Genomic DNA, 17,191 nt, shown 5'->3' with positions numbered 1-17,191 from the left:
TTGCTCCGAGGTTGGACGGGGCCCTTCGCTACGGCACGGGCTTCAGATCGAAGGACCGTACCCAGTCATCGCCGCGCGCGGCCCACGTCACGCGCTTGGATGTGCCATAGGTGGCCGGCTGGACATACAGGAAAAGCGCCGGCGCCTCCTCGCACATCAGCGCGGTTGCTTGCTTGTAGAAGCCCTGCCGCGCGGCCTTGTCAGTGGTCGAGCGGCCCTGCTCGAGCAATTTGCCGAAGGCTTCATTGTCCCAATAGGCATATTGGTTGCCCGGCGCGAAGAGCGTGAGCAGGCCATCCGCGTCGATGGTCGGCCAAGCCTGGGCCAGCACCGACATCGGCGCCAGCTCACGCGAACGCAGATATTTGTTCATGTAGGTGCTGAAGTCCATCTCCGAGATCTTCACATTGAGGCCGATCTGCGTGAGCTGGTCGGCGACGACCTGCGCGACCTCGGTGCCCTGGAGATAGACACCGGTCGGCACATCGAGCGCGATGGGCTGGCTCAGGTCGGCGCCCGACGACTTGAGGAGCTGCTGCGCTTTGTCCGGGTCATAAGCGTAGGGTTTCAGCTCCGCGTTGAAACCAAAATAGTTGGGCGATAGCACCTGGCAGGCCGAAACCTCCGCCGCGCCGTCGAATATGGCCTGGGCGATGCCCTCTTTGTCGACGGCATAGTTCAGGGCTTGCCGGAAGGCCTTGTTGTCGAAGGGCGGCTTCTGCGTGTTGAACTTGATGAAAAGGCTGCGCGTGCTGGGCACGGAGCCCGCCTCCGCACTCCCGCTGTCCTTGATGCGCTTGACCTCGGTGAGCGGAATGCCGGTGATGAGATCGACCTCACCGGCCAGAAGCGCGGCGACGCGGCTGGCGCTCTCCGGAATATTGCGGAAGACCACCGTGTCGAAGGCCGGCTTCTCGCCCCACCATTTGGTATTGGCCTTCAGGGTAATGTGATCGCCCGGCACGTTCTCGGCCAATTCATAGCGCCCGCCGGACAGTGTCTCGGTAGCGGGCTTGTGGCTCGCGGCCCATTGCGGGGCCAGCAGGAAAAACATGGACAGCTGGTCGGCGAAAGCCGGATAGGGCGCCGAGGTAGTCACCTCGATCTCGCTCGGGCTCACCACCTTGACGTCCTTCACGAGGTCGAACCAGGCCTTGATGCGGGCATTGACCTTGGGATCCCGCACCCGGTCGAGGTTCCACTTCACCGCCTCGGCGCCGATCTTCTCACCGTTGGCGAAGACAGCATTATCGACGAGCGTGAAACGCCAGGTGAGATCGTCCACCTGCGTCCAGGATTTCGCCACCGCCGGCTGAAGCTTCAGGTCCGGCCCACGGATGACGAGCGAGGGATAGATGTGGCTGAGCACGCTGAGATCCGTGCCGACGGATGCCGACATGTGGGGATCGAGCGTGTTGACGTTGGTGCCAAGCGCGATGGTGAGCGTCGCGGCGCTCGCAAAGGCGGGAATGCTGACCGCAATGGTCGCCGCGGTCGCACCAATGATCCTTGACCAGTGACCCATGACAATTCCCTCTTCTTCATGCCTCAAGGAAGCCGTTGGGCGAACGGGTTAGAAATTCGCAGCCTGTCGGCGTCACGAGGACGGTGTCCGAAATCTGGGTGCCGCAGACGCCCGGGATGCGCAGGTTCGGCTCCAGTGTGAAGAGCATCCCCGCCTCCAGCGGATAGGTCGTCTTGGAATCGAGCGACGGGCCCTCATGGGCGCCGAGGCCGATGCCGTGGCCGATGCGGCCGGGCAGGAAGCGGCCATAGCCGCGCTCTTCCAGCCCGCGACGGGCCTGCGCGTAGAGTTCGGCGATCGGCGTGCCGGGCTTGATCAACGGCACGATGCTCTCGCGGATGGCAATGATGGAATCGATCGCCCGCTTCGTCTCATCCGGCAGGGTGCCAACCGCGACCGTGCGTTCGTTCTCCGCGTGGATGCCGTTGACGATCGTCCAGATGTCGATGAAGACCGGCTCGCCTTTAACGGGCTTGCGCACGGTCGGATTGTCGCAATTCAGGAAGATGCGTTCGTTGGTGAGAACCCAGGTCCAAAGGCCATTCTGCGCGCCGCCCTCCAGGCTGCCAAAATCGCAGACCTCCACATCGGGGTAGTTGTCCGTCCAGAACCGGTTCATGGCGGCCATGGAGGCGATCGCAATCTCGCGCTCGTTTCCGCCCTGCCCGACCGCGTCCACCGCGACATTCATGCCCACATCGGCGATGGCGGCAGCAGCGCGGGCGTGGGCGATCTCGTCCGCGTCCTTCACGAGCCGTGTCTCGAAGACGAGGCGGGAGACATCGGCGAAGCGGGCGCCGGGCAGGATGCCTTGCAACTCGCGGTAGCGCGTCATCGGGATGAAATCTTCCTCGATGCCGACAACTGCCTCGGCGAAGCCGGCCTCGTTGAGCATGGTCTTGAGAGCTTCAAGCCAGCTCGGCCCCATGGTGACCTTGGTGGACCAGGCACCGTACAGGCGGATGTCCTCGAGAAAGGTCGACGCGCGCGCGTGGTCGTCGCGCAGCGCATGCACCAGCATCGAAGGCTTGCCTTCGCGGGGCAGGATGGCCACCACCGGGTGGCTGTAGATGATCGGGTTGAATCCCGTGAGATAGAAGCTGTTCTCCGGCTTGAAACACAGCATCACGTCGATGCCGGCTTCCTCCATGCGCTGGCGCAGGCGTTCCAGACGGGGTTGGTGAGACATCGCGTTCATGTCGTCAGGTCCTCAGCCTCGGGTCGAAATAATCGCGCAGCCAATCGCCGAGCAGGTTGACGCTCAGCACGGTGAGCATGATCGCGAGGCCCGGAAAGGTCACAACCCACCACGCGGTGGAGATGTAGACCCGCCCCTCGGCGAGCATGCGCCCCCAGCTCGCCGCGGGCGGCTGCACGCCGAGCCCGAGGAAGCTGAGCGCCGCATCCATGATGATAATGCGCGCGAGTTCGAGCGTGGCGACGACAAGAGCCGGCGTCAGGACATTCGGCAGGATATGCCGCAGCATGATCTGCGCGGTGCTGGCGCCGATGGTCCGTGCGGACTGCACGAATTCACGCTCTCGCAACGCGAGCACCTGCCCGCGGATGATGCGCGCGTAACGGATCCAGCTGGTCAGCGCGAGCACGATGACGAGGTTGGTGAGGCTCGGGCCAAGCGCCGCGACAACGAGGAGCGCCAGCAGCATAAGGGGAATGGCGAGCTGAATATCGACGAGCCGCATCAGCAGCCGGTCCGTGATGCCGCCGCAATAGCCGGCCACTATGCCGAGCATGACGCCGACGAGTCCACCGAGCACCACGGCATAGGCACCGATCGTCAACGTGATGCGGCTGCCGTAGACGATCCGGCTCAGGATGTCGCGGCCAAGTTGGTCGGTGCCCAGCGGATGGGCGCCCGGGGCGAAGAGCCCGGTCCAGGTCGGAGCCGCCATGCGGGCGCGCAAGTCGCCACGGACCGGATCCGGCAGACCGAGCATGGGCGCGAGGAGCGCACCGGCGATCAGGACCAGAAGAATGACGAGCCCGAAGAGCCCACCACGGCTCTGCACGAGCGCACGCAGGAAGGCCCTCATGGCTCCTTCCTCCGGATGCGCGGGTCGAGCACACCATAGAGCAGGTCGACCAGGAAATTGATGCTCACGTACACGGTCGCGATGACCGCGACACCCGCCTGCACCACGGGAAAATCCTTGGACTCGATAGCCTGCACGATGAGTCGGCCGACGCCTGGCCACGCGAACACGGTCTCCGTCACCACCGAGCCGCCGAGCAGCTCGCCTGAAAGGATGCCGACCATGGTGACCACCGGGATGAGGGCATTGCGCAGCGCATGCCAGACGAACACCTGGCCGGGCGGCAGGCCCTTGGCGCGGGCCGTGCGCACATAGTCTTCCTTCATCGAATCGAGGAGGCTCGAGCGCAGAAGCCTTGCTATGGAGGCGCTGACGAAGACGGCGAGCGTGAAGGCCGGCAGGACGAGATGGGAAAGGGTGCCGTAGCCGCCCGTCGGCAGCCAGCCGAGATCGACCGCGAAGAACAGGATCAGCATGATCCCAAGCCAGAACACTGGCGTCGCCTGGCCGAGCAGCGCCAGCGTCATCACCGCGAATTCGGCGAACTTGCCGCGCTGGGTCGCGGCGATGGCGCCTGCCCCCCCGCCGATCATCACGCCGAAGACCATCGCCGTCAGCGCCAGGGTAATCGTGGCCGGCATGCGCTCCAGCACGACCGTGATGGCGGGCCGGTTGAACAGGAAGGACTGGCCGAAGTCGCCCTGCACGGCTTGAACAAGGAAGCTGAGATATTGCTGCCAGAGCGGCTGGTCGAGCCCGAGTGCCGCGCGAAAGGCATCGAGCTGTTCCGCCGAGGCACCGACCGGCAGCAGCAAGGCGGCGGGATCCCCCAGGAGGCGCGTCACGAAAAAGACGATCGTGACGACGCCCCAGACGGCGACGAGCGCCTCGCCGAGCTTGCCGATGACATAGCGGATCACGCGGCGGTCCTGGTGAGAAAGTCGCGAATGCCCGCGAGCACGCGCGCGTTGGCCTCAACATGCACGGCATGATTGGCGCCTTCGATCTCTAGAAGCTCAGCATTCGGCACCCGGTCCGCGATGATCCGCGACTGGCTCGGAGGACAGATCCAATCCGCGCCGCCGACGATGACCAGGGTCGGCACGTCGATGTCGGGGAGCTTGTCCCGCAGATCATAGTCTTTCTGGGTGAAAAGCGCATTGTGCGTCTCCGCGTGGAGATGCATGACGCGGGTGCGCTCCAGCGCCGCGTCAGGGTCGAACTTCTCGAAATAGAGCGGCTGCAGGGCGAGCCAGATCAGCCTCAGCTCGGTGTCATCGACCACCTTATCGGAGAACATCTTTTCCACCATGCCGAGCGAGGCGCTGGTGGCCTTGTGGAGCCGCGCCTTGAAATTCTCGACCGCCTCGGCCTCATGGTGGTGGCTCGGCGCCGTGCCGCGCAAGATCAGGCGCGAGAGGCCACGGCTACCATATTTGACCGCATAGGTCAGCGCGATCATGCCGCCGAAGGAGCCGCCGATCAGGATGATGCGCCGCCCGCCGCAGAGGGTCTGGCGGAAGGCCTCGAGGTCATCCGCGTATTGCTCGAAATTGTAAGGCGGCGTGAGGGACGACAGCCCGCAGCCGCGCTGGTCATAGGCGAGGAGCCTGTAGTTGTCGGCGAGCGGCAGGAAGGCCTTGAAGTCCCCCGTGTGATCGCCGATGCCGCGACCGCCATGGAGCACGACGATCGTCTCGTCGTTGTTCTCGCCGGCTACGTCATAAACAAACGTGGCGCCGTTCAGGTCAATGCGGCGTGGTTCATTCGGCTGCATGATCGAGCCCCTCATCTGCCGTGTTCGCCCGGTCCGCGTCGACCCATTCGTCGCCCTGGAGCTCCGGCGTCGAGAAGGCCACGAGATTGGCGTAGTGCTGTTCGCGATCCTCAACGAACAACGCACGCACGATGCCGCGCGCCAGCCGGTCCGCGCCTTCGCTGATCGCCGGAATGTCACCGGAGAGCTTGCCATGGCTGAGTGTCGCCGGGAAATTGAAGGCGTGGATATGCTGCAGCGCCGGACATGTGCCGGGTTCGCGCTCCAGGAACTCGAAGCTTGGGCCGAGATCGGGTGAGTATTGGAGTTCGGCATTCGCCATGCCCTCGGGCGGAACAAAGCGGTCCCCCCAAAAGCGGATATGCGCCGCGAAGGCGGCGAGTTCCGGCCGTAGGCCAAGATCGACGTTGAAGCCCGTCGCGAAGATCATGAAATCGACGTCGTAGCTAGCCTTAGGCGTGACGACTTCGAGATGATCACCCTTCTCGTGCACCGCCGTTACCGGGCTGCCAAGGTGGAAATAGGCATGGGGGTGGCGTGACACCCGCAGGGTGCTGTCGCGCGGCGGCGGGGTCTGCGCCGACAGCGTCGTGTGCAGGAAGCGCCATTTCCACGCGTCCGGCAGGCCGGCAAAGCCATGGACGACGCCTTGACTGCCGATGCCCGTGAATTTGTTGATGCGCGGGATGTCTTTGCGGCGGATGAAGAGATCAAGACGTCCGGCGCCAGCCTCGAGCGCTGTCGCGGCATTGTCCATCGCCGAGGCGCCTGCACCGACAACACCCACGCGTTTGCCCTTCAGCGCCGCGAAATCAATGTCGTCGGCGGAATGCGCCCAAAAACGAGAATCAAGCCGCTCGACAAAGTCGGGAACATAGGGACCGCCGAGGCCGTCGCGGCCGGTGGCCAGCACAAGATGGCGGGCAATAACGCGCCCGGACTGCCCGCCGTGGTTGATCGCCACATCGAGAAGCCCATCAGGCCGCGCCGCCACATGGGTTACCGTGGTCTTGTTGATGACCGGCAGGTCGAGCACCCGGCGATACCAGACGAGATAGTCCATCCAGATCTCGCGCGGGATCTTGTCCAATGCTTCCCACGACGCCACGCCGAAGCGCGCTTCGTGATAGGCGCGATAGGTCAATGCCGGCAGGCCCATCGCCGGGCCGGTGAGCTGCTTCGGCGAACGTAGCGTCTGCATCCGTGCATAGGTAATCCATGGCCCCTCGCGGCCCGCCGGTGCCTTGTCGTAGAGCACATGGTTCGCGACGCCGTAGCGCTTCAGCATGCCCGAGGCGACGAGCCCGGCCATGCCCGCGCCGACGATCACGACGTCGCGCACGGTCTCACCCTCAACCACACGCTCAGGCACCCAAGCCTTGGCGGGCAGTTCGAGCCAGGCGAGATCCTGCCGGAGGCGGGCCTCCAGGGCCTCGAGCCCGATCGCATCAGTTCCGGCGGTCACTGCGGTGGTGTCCGCCACGCCTGCGGTCGCAGTCATAGGTCCGTCCCTTCCTGGCGGGAAGCCGATGGATCACGGTCCTCCCCCGCTGGCGGGCGGTCGTGACCATAGAGGACGTCAGCGAGGCTCTCACGCCCCCCGGGATCAAGCCGCTTCAATCCGGGCACGAGCGCGGCGGAGACCACATCGAAGGCGCTGATCAAGGCCTCGATGGCTGGTGTCAGTGGTTTCGCAAGCGGCGTGACGATGCCGAACACGAAAGGGATGTGGACGTCGAGCGGCCTTATCGCCAGTCCTTCGATCGGCAGGCTGTAGGCGGTCGCCGGCTCGACGAGCGCCACTCCGAAGCCGGTCCGCGCGACACCGAGCGCCGTGAATGACGCGTTGGTATCGAGAATGGCGGACGGCGTTACGCCAGCCTCCCTCAATCCTTCATCGATGCGCCGCCGCAACCGATAGGGATTCGCCATGGTGACAATACGCCGGCCCGCCAGATCGGCGAGACGGACCACCTCGCCGCGCGCGAGCGGATCCCCCGCCGGCACCGCAGCCACGCAGGGCGCTTCGCCGATCCACTGGATATCAAGCCCGGGATGCTCCAGCGGCAGGCTCGCCACCCCGACATCGGCGGAACGCGCCAGAACGGATTGCACGACCCGTTCCGCCGGCGCGGATTGCACATGCACCTGGCTTGGCAGGAGCGCCTCGTCGATAACCGCCAACGCTCTTGGCACAAGACCAGCCGCCAGGGCCGGAATAGCAGCAATCTCGATCGCGAGCGGCGCATCGTCGCTGATAGCGATGGCGCGTTCGCGCATGTGTTTCAGGCTGACGAGCAGGCGCTCGACCTCCTCGTGAAACAGCACGCCACGATTGGTCGGCGTGATACGTGGACCATTCCGGTGCAGCAGCGCAAAGCCGAGGTTGGCCTCGAGCTCCTGAATCAGGCGCGTCACGGCCGGCTGCGAGCGCCCAAGCAGACGCGCCGCTCCGGTGATGCTTCCGGCCGACATAACGGCTGCGAAAGCATCCAATTGCCTGAGGTCTAAGGTCTCAAAATTCATAGATCGCATATTATTTAATCTATGGTTATTATCAAGTACTCGCTTTTTGCGCGGTACGGACAGCGCTCTGGAAAATCCACTATCCACTTTTTGGATTATATGGCAATGTAAATCTACGTAACGCATGCTGGCCGCCAGCGGTACGAGCCGCGCAGAGGCAAGGGCCATCGGGCCGAAACCGTGCTCGTGGAATGACCGCACAGATCGGCCGTCCTATGGGAAGCAGCATCGCCATGCAGACAGACATCATCGAACGGATCGCCGGCATCGCGGCAGGATCTCCCCTCGCGGAAGCCTTGAAGGCAAGGGCTGAGATCATGAAGTTGAGCGACGCGAGTCATGACGCCGTATTGCGGCCCAAGGCACCCGGAGGATTGAGCCATGCCGTTCGCGCGGCGCTCGCCGCCCGCATGGCCGTATGGCTAGGCGATGATGCACTGGCGGGGCATTACCGAACCTTGCTCGTCGAGGCAGGAAGAGCCGGTTCCGACCTCGCTGCCACAGTGGCGACGCCGGAGGCCGCGCCGCGGGATCGGCGCCTCGCGGCAATCGTCCGCCATGCCGACCTGTTGACCCGGGAACCAAGAGCCGCCACACGCGACGACATCCAGGCGCTCAGGGCCGCGGGGGTCGAAGAGTCGGATATCGTGAGGCTGTCCGAGCTCACCGCCTTTGTGAATTATCAGGCCCGCGTCATCGCAGGCTTCCGCAGCCTTCAGGGCGTATTGTGAGGGGAGATGTCATGAGCGAACCAGTCCAGAACAGCCCCGTTCATGAATTCACGGCCGAGCCCCTGCAATGGGTGCCTTATCTCACGCCGGTGCGGCTGGAGGAGGCGACGCCGGAACAGCTTGATGCAATGAAGGTCACGCCGTCCAACAAGAAGGTGTCCGATTATGTGCTGACCCTGGCGCATGATCCGGAATCGCTCGCGGTGCGCTCGCCGCTATTCAACGCCATCATGTACGGCCGGGACGGTCTGTCGCGCGCGGAGCGCGAGCTTGGCGCGGTCGGTGCTTCGATCGTCAATCACTGCGTCTATTGCGCCTCGGTTCACGCGGCTCAATTCAACCGCCTCACGGAACGCACGGATGTCATCGAGCGGATCTTCGCCGATGGGGCAGCCGCGGAACTGGAGGAACACCAGCAGGTGATCTTTGATTTTGCGGTGAAGCTATCCGAGACGCCTCCGGCCGTGACCCACGAGGATGCCGCCGTGCTGCGCGACTGTGGCCTCTCAGCCTTGGAAATTGCCGACCTCGTGCTGTCCGCGGCCATATTCGGCTGGGCCAACCGGCTCATGCACACCCTCGGCGAGCCGCGCCGCCCGCCCGCCAAGCCCGCGGCTTGACAGGCCGGCGGTATCAACAGCGCCTCGTCACGCTCGCGCGGCGAGGCGAATGCGTGGATCCAGCCGCGAATAAAGAACGTCGACGATCAGGTTGATCAGGACGAAGGCGACTGCGGTCACGAGCAGGCCGCCCTGAATAACAGGATAGTCGCGACGCAGGATGCCCTGGATCACCAGCCGCCCGATCCCGGGCAGCGAGAAAACGGTCTCGATGACCACTGAGCCGCTCACCATGTGGCTAGTGATGATGCCGATGACGGTCACGACCGGCACAACGACATTGCGCAGGGCATGCCTGTTGATGATCTGCCAGCTCGGCAGGCCCTTCGCACGTGCGGTCCGCACATAGTCCTGGTTGAGGACCTCCAGCATGCTTGACCGCGTGATGCGCGCGAGGAGGCCCATCTGCAGGAAACCTAGCGTGAAGGCAGGCAAAGTAAGCGCCCTCAGCCAACCAGCGGGATCCTCGCTGAAGGGAACATAGCCGCCGGTGGGAAACCAGCCGAGCCCCACCGCGAAGGCGAAGATCAGGATCAGCGCCAGCCAGAAATTTGGCAGGGACACGCCGAGCAGGGCGCTCGCCATGCAGGCCTGATCCACCCAGCTGCCGCGGTAAACGGCCGCGATCACGCCGGCCGTAACACCGAAGGTCACCGTCAACGCCATGGCATAGAGGGTCAGCGACACCGTCACGGGAATACGCTCGATGATGGCGCTCGTCACGCTGCGCTGAAGCAGGATCGACTGGCCAAGGTCCCCCTGCAACAGCGAGCCGTACCAATGCATCAGCCGCACGAGGAAGGGCTCGTTCAGCCCGAGTTGCTGGCGCACCAGCTCGACCTCCTCCTGCGTGGCATTCGAGCCGGCGATTACCGCGGCGGGATCGCCGGGCACGAGCTGCATGATCGAGAAAGCGATCAGCGTGACCAGAAAGATCACCGGGATCGATGCGATCAGGCGATGCAGAACATAGCGTGTCATTCCACGCTCCCTCGGCGCCGACAATGAGCAAGGGCGGATTTGATGATGGAAACCTCATGCGCGCTCATGCGTCCGCCCTGTCTTTCAAACGTGGATCGAGCACGTCGCGAAGCGCATCGCCGAGAAGGTTGAGCGCAAGCACGGTCAAGGTCACGGCAAGCCCTGGGATGAGGGTGATCCAAGGGGCCTCGCGAATATAGGCGCGCCCGTCAGCGATGATGTTGCCCCAGCTAGGTGTGGGGGGCGGCGTGCCGACGCCGAGGAAGCTGAGCACCGCCTCGGCGAGGACGGCATAGGCGAAGATGAAGCTGAGCTGCACGATCAGCGGGGCGAAGCTGTTCGGCAGGACGTGACGCAGAAGCACCACGAGGGGCCTCACGCCCGAGGAAATCGCCGCCTCCACGTAGCTCATCTCGCGCACGACGAGAACGGACGCCCTGACGATCCGCGCGGTGCTCGGAACATAGATCGCGGAGAGGGCGAGCACGACATTGAGGTCGGAAGGCCCGAGCGCAGCGGCGATCGCAATCGCCAGCATGATCGAGGGGAATGCCATCAAGGCATCCATGCAGCGCATGATGATGCCATCGAACGCGCGGAAGTATCCGGCGCACGCCCCAACGATCGTTCCAAGTACACCGGAGACGATCATGACCCAGAAGCCGATCCGCAGTGACACGCGCGCGCCCATCACGAGGCGGCTATAGAGATCGCGTCCGAGATGATCGGTTCCGAACCAGAACTGTCCGCTGAAGGGTGGCTGGAAGCGGAAGCGCATCTGGATGCGGAGAGGATCATGGGTGATGAGCCACCCCGCCATGATCGCGACCAGGGTCACAAATGCAACGATCGTAAATCCGAAGACGAAGCTGCGATGTGCAATCAACTGGCGGAAGACCCGGGAGCGCCAGAAGCGCTGCCGGGGTTCCACTGGGGACACCTCAGATGAGACTTGCGTTTGAGACGCCACAACAGGTGAAATGTCGGCGGCCTCGCTCAGGCTGACTTTCTCATGCAAAGCTGACGCCCCACAGACGCGTGGTGCGGAACGGCGTGAAGCCGACAACCTTGTTGCTGCGCACCTGTGTCTGGCCAATGTCGCCCAGCTTGATCGACAGAACATTGTCGAGAATGTGCTGTTGCGCCTTGTACCACGCCTCTTTGCGTTCTTCCGCAGTGGGCTTTAGCTGCATATCCGCAACCATCTGCGCCAGGGCGGGATCCTCGACATTGTTCGGGGACGTCTTCCCGCCGAGGTCGCCGATCGACAGAACCGGATCGCCGAGCCAGGGGCCGGTGCCGAACTGGCCCGGGTTGAGCGACCAGCCGGTTTTCTTCACGCGCAACGCGACCACCGCCGGCCAATCCATCGTTTCGATCTGCGTTTTGATGCCGATCGATTTCAGCAGCTCCGAGATGATGAGCGCGGTATTCGAATGCCAGGGGAAGGTGCTTGCGCTGATAATCTGAATAACTTCATCTTTATACCCCGCTTCCGCAACCAGCTTCTTGGCCTGCTCTGCGTTCTTCACATTATAGAGAGGCGCTTTGATGCCTTCCGGATACAGGGGATACCCCGGATATTGCAGGTAAGGATTGAGGCGATAGTTACCGTCGCTCGCACCAGCAAGGATTTCGTCCATATCCAGGATGGCTGTGATAGCCTGCCGGAACGGCAACTTGTCCATGGGTGGAACGGCCATGTTCAGGGCCAGATTTTGCATGGCCGTCGGCATGCGGTTGATGACCGTGAGCGCCTTGTTGTTCTTGAGGCCGGGAACCGCGTGCTCCGGCACGAGGTCGGCGAGATGGATCTCACCCGTCTCAATGGCCGCGACCATGGCAGACGGTTCGGCGATGATGCGGAACGTCAGCGTGTCGAACAACGCGTCCTTACGACCGCCGTAGCCGCTCGGGCCGGGATAGCGCGTATCAAGCGCGTAGTCATCGAAACGTGCCAGCTTCACGTGGCTGTCGGCCTTGTTCTCGACGAGCTTGTAAGGGCCTGTGCCGATGAAACTTGTCTTACCCGGGTCCTTGTCGCCATCTTCTGCCGGCAGGATCGCCACCAGAACTTCCGGCTGGCTGAAGTTGTTCAGAAAAAGCGGCTGCGGCGCCTTGAGCTTGATCGCCACAGTGCCGGGATCGACGATCCTGACCTCCGCGATCTGGTCGAGATAGCGTCGGCGCAGGCTCATGCGCTGGTAGCGCTCGATGGACGCCTTGACGTCCGTCGCGGTCATCTCCTTGCCGTTGTGAAACTTCACCCCCTTGCGCAACTTGAAGGTGTAGGTCAGCCCATCGGGAGAGATCTCCCAGGATTCCGCGAGACCTGCCGAGGGCTGCAATTTCTCGTCGCGTGTCACGAGTGCTTCGTAGAGATGCAGGTTGATGATCCGCCCGACATCGTCAGTGGTGCCCATGATGTCGAGCGACGGAATGGGACTGTTGATGCCGACGATGATGTCGCCGCCTTTCTTACCGGCGGTCTGCGCGAAAGCCTTGCGGTTCGTCAACATCAGGGCCGTCGCCGGGGCGCCCGCGATCAATCCTCTGCGTGAAATCAACATGGTTTGGTATCCCCTCATGTTTGTATTGAGTTTGATTGTTTTTTCTTTTGATGTCTGCACAAGACCATAGTCTTGAGTATGTGTATGCCGAAGTCTTAAGCGGCAGCGGCTCCGTCATGCCACCATTGGCCGGATATGACGCTGCCGCGCGGCACGAAACGTCGATCCCCTTGCAGCGTTCCACCGATGCTATCCGTAAACACCACCGGACCCTTGCGAATTTCGAGAAGCGTTGCATCGCCGAGAGCGCCCTGTCGCAGCGTGCCGAGATCGGGCCGCCGACAAACGGCGGCAGGCGCCGCCGTGGCAGCGCGGATCACCTCCGCAAGCGGCATGCCAAGTACTAGGAACTTCGACATCGTCGCGAGGACGTCATAGGCAGGTCCATCGATGCATTTCATATGGACATCGCTGGAAATCACATCCGGGGCGAGGCCGGATTCCAACATGACGCGAGCCACATCGAAGCCGAAAGAGCCGGACCCATGCCCGACGTCCATGATAACGCCGCGTTCCTTGGCGGCGATCATGCAGTCACGAAGCTGCCCCCCCCTGGTCAGGGGCGAGTTTTCCTTGGGCGTGCAGTAATGGGTCAGCACATCGCCGGGTCGCAGCGGATCGACGATATCCTCGATGCGGGGCGGCATGCCTGCGCCGATGTGCACCATGACGGGCAAGTTGCCGGCCAACTCCGCCGCCCGTATGGCCATGTGCAACGGGATAGCGCCGAGCGCACCGGTGGTCGATGCGCCGACGCGGATCTTCACGCCCACGACATGATCAGCGTAGGCCCTGGCGGCCTGCACACAGAGGGGAATATCAAGAAAGCGAAGGTCCTCGGCCTCCCCGACGTGCACGCCGTCTCCGACAAATATGCCGACGAGGCTAAGATTGATGAAAGCGAGTATCCGCACTGGGGAAAGAGGCGCGACAAGGTCAATGAGGCCACGAATATTGCCCGCGCCCGCGCTGCCTGCGTCGACCGCCGTCGTCATGCCGGATGCGCGGGCAACGCGGTCGGCCTCGACGCCAAGAAAGGTCGCCCCCCAATAGACATGAGTATGCAGATCGATCAAGCCGGGTACGACATAGAGCCCATCTGCATCGCGCACCTCCTTCGCCGAGGCATCGCTGATCGAGGAAGCGACAGCCGCAACGCGGCCATCGACGAAGGCGATATCATGGGGGCCATCGAGACCCTGGGCGGGGTCGATGACATGGCCATTCTTTATCAGCAAATCATAAGCCATATCGAACTCCGCGAGGTCAGGCTCTATGGTTCAGGCGGTATCAGCTGGCATTTTCCCGGTTGATCGAGCGGGCCAAGCCTCAAGCGCGCGGCGCGCGACGTCCCCCTTTGACGGAACGGAAGACGTGCCGGCAGCGTCAGTGGCACTGGTCAAAATTGCACGGATCTTGTCGGCGACCAGGCGAAGCTCCGCATCATCGATCCGGCGAACGTCGAAAAGGAGATAGCCACGATCGGCATGAAGCGAGCGCAGCACCACTTTGACATCGCCTGCGGCGAGAGCCTCCCCCAGTTGATGCGCGTTCAGGCCTGCCACCGCCGGATCGACGTGCAGCATGAGCCGCTCGAAGGGATTGCCCGGCGGGTCGGGCTGGCGCTCCAGACGTAGACCCGGAATGCCGGTCAGCAGCGTCTCGGCCAACGCCAGACGCTCCTCTTCGCCTCGTTTGATCACTGCGCGATCGGCGGCCTGCCATTGCGCAAGCGCAGCCATCGCCCCGGCGATGCTTTCCTTGCCAGCCTTCATGACCCGGCCGACGCCACGGTCCTGATAGTAGCAGGCGCGGATGAAAGCCTCCTCGCCGGCAATGATCCCGGCGGTTGTTCCGGCGGCCGCCTTTTGCGCGCTGAAGATCACAGCCGTTGCTCCGGCCGCAATCATCGCCGGCCAGTCATATTCCGCCGCCGCGTCCACGATGACCGGCACGCCGCGCTTCCGGCATATCGCGCAGAAGGTGGCGAGATCGATCATCCCGCTCTGCACGGTATGATGGGAAATGACATAGAGAGCGGCGGCGACCTCGCCGTTCAGCGCCGCCTCCAGCTGAAAGACCGCGCAGGACGTCGCCGTCCCGATCTCCACGACCTCAGCGCCCGCAATCCTGACCATCTGGCTGACGGGCGCGCCGAAATTGACCTCGTGGCCCTTCTGCAGCACCACGCGCTTCTTCATCCCGGTCGTGTCGGGCAGTTGCTCGACCTTAGCGAGATCCGGGCCGGTCATCGCCGCGGCCACGCAGATCGCGATTCCTGCCGCGGAGCAGCCGGTGACGATGCCAGCCTCCGCGCCGGTGACGGCGGCGATCGTGTCGCTGGCCGCGCGCTGCAGGTCCGCAATCTCGACCCAACTCGGCAGAATATCGCAGACAGCCTGGATGACGGCCGGCGAGCACCGGCTGGCACCGTGCACCGTTTCGGTGCCAGATGCGTTGATGACGCGACGTAGCCCGTGCTGATCGAAAAAGGCCGGCATATCGATGGTCCCGCTCAGGCTGCCATGGCAGCGACGTCATGATTGGCAAGGGCGCGCGCTGCCGCAGTGACTTGAGCCCGCTCCGCCTCGTCGAGATTGCTCTGCAATGGCGCGATCGGCCCCATATCGGCCACACCCGCGAGCGTCACCGCATCATGGATTGTACGGGCCGGACCAAAGGCGTCGCGACAATCCTCGAGCGGCATGAAAAGCTCTCGAATGGCATGGGCCGCGGCGCGATCATCGGCCTGGAGCGCCGCCAAGAGCGCGCTCGACAGGCGCGGGGCGACCGCCACGGAGCCCGAGGTGAAACTCGACAGGCCAAAGCTCTCAAAATGGGTGATGACCGGACGCTCGCCAATACCGCTGATGATGCGCCGAGGATCGATGACCTCAACGAGCGCGCGTAGAAAATCGTCTTCAGCGGGATCCCGGCGCACGACCGCATATTTCACCCAGCCGACGACACCGTCATCCACGAGCCGCCGGAGATCTGATGGCGCAATGCAGCGATCATGCTTGGCATACATGAGGATTGGCGCGCCGATCTTGTCCGACAAGTAGCGCAGCGACGTGGCAAGCCCGGCGGAGGTGTAGCTGCCGGCATAGGCGGGAAGCGCCATCGCGGTCGGAAACTTGAGGTCGCGCACAATGTGTGCCTGATCGACCATGCGGCCGAAGTCCGGCCCGACCGCCGGAATGATCCACGTCTGTGGAGAGACGGCTTCGACGAGAAAGGCGAGCGTTTCGGCATAGGCGCTGACGGGCAGGTTGTAAAAATTGGCGTTGCCGCCATACATCAAAGTCGAGACCCCGCCTTGCTCGAGATATTTGATCAGGGCGGCGTTGGCAGACTTCGCCAAGGTCAGCGCGGACGTTTGGGCCAGCGGAGGAACGGCGATAACGGACCGAGCGAGATCGTGAAAGGTGACCGCATCAATCTTCATGCCGCTCCCCACTTGTATAAATGTCAGATGTATTTATAGCTTGCATGAATCCCGAGTCAAGCGACCGGAGTGCTAAAGGAAGCAATGTCGAAACATATGTCGGGTGACGAGGCCGAGATGGGCAGTAATGTTGCGAAATATCGGCCGGCGCAGCGTTTGCGCCTGGGAGACCAGCTCTACGAGCAGATCCTCCAGCGCATCGTATCTGGCGAGTATGCGGAAGGGGCTCGCCTGCCCTCAGAGAATCAGTTGTCTGACGTCTTCGGAGTTTCCCGTTCCATCGTGCGCGAGGCATTGTCCCGGCTGCAGGTCGATGGGCTCGTCGCGGCCAGGCAAGGCTCCGGCACCTACGTGCAGCGCCGGCCGAACTCGGAGTTCTTCGACTATGCGCCGAAGGGCGCGGTCGCCGACGTATTGCGATTCTTCGAACTGCGGATCGCCATTGAAGGCGAGGCGGCCTACCACGCCGCGCAACGTCGCACCGAGGCGGATCTCGCGCATATCCAGTCGATCAATCAAAGGCTCGAGGCCATCATCGGCGCGCACCAGGTGGGAAGCGAAATCGATATCGAGTTGCATGAGGCGATCGCTGAAGCGGCCCACAACGAACTCTTCGTCGCAACGCTGCGCAATCTCCGCCCCCTGTTCGATGCCGGCCTGAAGATGACGCGCGGGCTGTCGCTGAAAAAGCGCCCGGAACGCCACCGCCTCGTCCAGGACGAGCATGCGGCGATTATCTCAGCGCTCGTCGAAGGTAACGCCGATCGGGCACGAACAGCCATGCGCCATCACATCGACAATGCCCGGACGCGGCTGGTTTCCGATACCGAGCCTTAGGTCACGCTGATTTTATACGACCGCAGGGTCATTCCGGGCGGGCCGAAAGGCCCGAGCCCGGAACCCATGAACACGACGATCAATCGGGAGAGGACACAGTCCGACGCGTCCTCCTGTCAGGC

The 17,191-nt window shown here is 63.3% G+C and carries 16 protein-coding genes; 3 read left to right on the top strand and 13 right to left on the bottom strand.

Features of this window, described 5'->3' with window-relative positions; all coding sequences use genetic code 11:
- Positions 1 to 28 precede the first annotated feature (28 nt).
- From KIO76_RS08780 to KIO76_RS08750, 7 genes are read right to left on the bottom strand one after another with little or no spacing between them, the layout of a single operon-like run.
- The gene (locus KIO76_RS08780; protein WP_213322694.1) at positions 29 to 1,525 is read right to left on the bottom strand and encodes an ABC transporter substrate-binding protein; all 1,497 of its coding nucleotides are present in this window, start codon (positions 1,523 to 1,525) and stop codon (positions 29 to 31) included.
- Positions 1,526 to 1,541: 16 nt separating this feature from the next.
- Positions 1,542 to 2,723: a M24 family metallopeptidase gene (locus KIO76_RS08775; RefSeq protein WP_213322693.1), complete on the bottom strand. Its 1,182-nt coding sequence runs from the start codon at positions 2,721 to 2,723 to the stop codon at positions 1,542 to 1,544.
- Positions 2,724 to 2,727: 4 nt separating this feature from the next.
- The gene (locus tag KIO76_RS08770; protein WP_213322692.1) at positions 2,728 to 3,579 is read right to left on the bottom strand and encodes an ABC transporter permease; all 852 of its coding nucleotides are present in this window, start codon (positions 3,577 to 3,579) and stop codon (positions 2,728 to 2,730) included.
- A complete protein-coding gene (locus KIO76_RS31575) occupies positions 3,576 to 4,499 on the bottom strand; it encodes an ABC transporter permease (RefSeq protein ID WP_213322690.1) in 924 nt (307 codons plus the stop codon). The genes KIO76_RS08770 and KIO76_RS31575 overlap by 4 nt, the downstream gene beginning before the upstream one ends.
- Complete coding sequence (locus KIO76_RS08760) at positions 4,496 to 5,356, bottom strand: alpha/beta fold hydrolase (protein ID WP_213322689.1); 861 nt, start codon at positions 5,354 to 5,356, stop codon at positions 4,496 to 4,498. The genes KIO76_RS31575 and KIO76_RS08760 overlap by 4 nt, the downstream gene beginning before the upstream one ends.
- On the bottom strand, positions 5,343 to 6,857 hold the full coding sequence (locus tag KIO76_RS08755; RefSeq protein ID WP_213322687.1) for an NAD(P)-binding domain-containing protein: 1,515 nt from the start codon (positions 6,855 to 6,857) through the stop codon (positions 5,343 to 5,345). The genes KIO76_RS08760 and KIO76_RS08755 overlap by 14 nt, the downstream gene beginning before the upstream one ends.
- Positions 6,854 to 7,891 (bottom strand): LysR family transcriptional regulator, encoded by a 1,038-nt coding sequence (locus tag KIO76_RS08750; protein ID WP_502761844.1) that lies wholly within the window; start codon positions 7,889 to 7,891, stop codon positions 6,854 to 6,856. Before KIO76_RS08750 ends, KIO76_RS08755 begins: the two co-directional genes overlap by 4 nt.
- 224 nt (positions 7,892 to 8,115) lie before the next feature.
- Here KIO76_RS08750 and KIO76_RS08745 point away from each other — a divergent pair, with 224 nt between their 5' ends.
- Together KIO76_RS08745 and KIO76_RS08740 are read left to right on the top strand one after the other, a co-directional pair.
- Positions 8,116 to 8,613 (top strand): CMD domain protein, encoded by a 498-nt coding sequence (locus KIO76_RS08745; RefSeq protein WP_213322682.1) that lies wholly within the window; start codon positions 8,116 to 8,118, stop codon positions 8,611 to 8,613.
- Positions 8,614 to 8,624: 11 nt separating this feature from the next.
- The gene (locus KIO76_RS08740) at positions 8,625 to 9,233 is read left to right on the top strand and encodes a peroxidase-related enzyme (protein WP_213322681.1); all 609 of its coding nucleotides are present in this window, start codon (positions 8,625 to 8,627) and stop codon (positions 9,231 to 9,233) included.
- Between the two features lie 27 nt (positions 9,234 to 9,260).
- Here the strand turns inward: KIO76_RS08740 and KIO76_RS08735 are convergent, their stop codons facing one another.
- The 6 genes from KIO76_RS08735 to KIO76_RS08710 all read right to left on the bottom strand — a co-directional run bounded on the left by KIO76_RS08735 (position 9,261) and on the right by KIO76_RS08710 (position 16,232).
- Complete coding sequence (locus KIO76_RS08735) at positions 9,261 to 10,214, bottom strand: ABC transporter permease (RefSeq protein WP_213322679.1); 954 nt, start codon at positions 10,212 to 10,214, stop codon at positions 9,261 to 9,263.
- 64 nt (positions 10,215 to 10,278) lie between these two features.
- Positions 10,279 to 11,145 carry an ABC transporter permease gene (locus KIO76_RS08730; RefSeq protein ID WP_291976119.1) on the bottom strand — a complete coding sequence of 289 codons (867 nt, stop codon included), beginning with the start codon at positions 11,143 to 11,145 and terminating at the stop codon, positions 10,279 to 10,281.
- Positions 11,146 to 11,224: 79 nt separating this feature from the next.
- A complete protein-coding gene (locus KIO76_RS08725; protein WP_213322677.1) occupies positions 11,225 to 12,784 on the bottom strand; it encodes an ABC transporter substrate-binding protein in 1,560 nt (519 codons plus the stop codon).
- Positions 12,785 to 12,879: 95 nt separating this feature from the next.
- The gene (locus tag KIO76_RS08720; protein ID WP_213322676.1) at positions 12,880 to 14,034 is read right to left on the bottom strand and encodes an amidohydrolase/deacetylase family metallohydrolase; all 1,155 of its coding nucleotides are present in this window, start codon (positions 14,032 to 14,034) and stop codon (positions 12,880 to 12,882) included.
- A gap of 30 nt (positions 14,035 to 14,064) precedes the next feature.
- Positions 14,065 to 15,285, bottom strand: coding sequence for an aminotransferase class V-fold PLP-dependent enzyme (locus KIO76_RS08715; protein WP_213322674.1), 1,221 nt, complete (start codon positions 15,283 to 15,285; stop codon positions 14,065 to 14,067).
- Positions 15,286 to 15,299: 14 nt separating this feature from the next.
- Entirely contained in the window at positions 15,300 to 16,232 is a 933-nt protein-coding gene (locus KIO76_RS08710; protein ID WP_213322672.1) for a dihydrodipicolinate synthase family protein, read from the bottom strand.
- 84 nt (positions 16,233 to 16,316) lie between these two features.
- Here KIO76_RS08710 and KIO76_RS08705 point away from each other — a divergent pair, with 84 nt between their 5' ends.
- Positions 16,317 to 17,069, top strand: coding sequence for a FadR/GntR family transcriptional regulator (locus tag KIO76_RS08705; RefSeq protein WP_213322671.1), 753 nt, complete (start codon positions 16,317 to 16,319; stop codon positions 17,067 to 17,069).
- Positions 17,070 to 17,191: the final 122 nt, after the last annotated feature.

Origin of the sequence: Chelatococcus sp. YT9 (assembly GCF_018398315.1) — a bacterium.
Classification (GTDB): domain Bacteria; phylum Pseudomonadota; class Alphaproteobacteria; order Rhizobiales; family Beijerinckiaceae; genus Chelatococcus.
The sequence above is the reverse complement of the archived record's forward strand: the minus strand, read 5'-3'. Positions and strand labels throughout refer to the sequence as shown.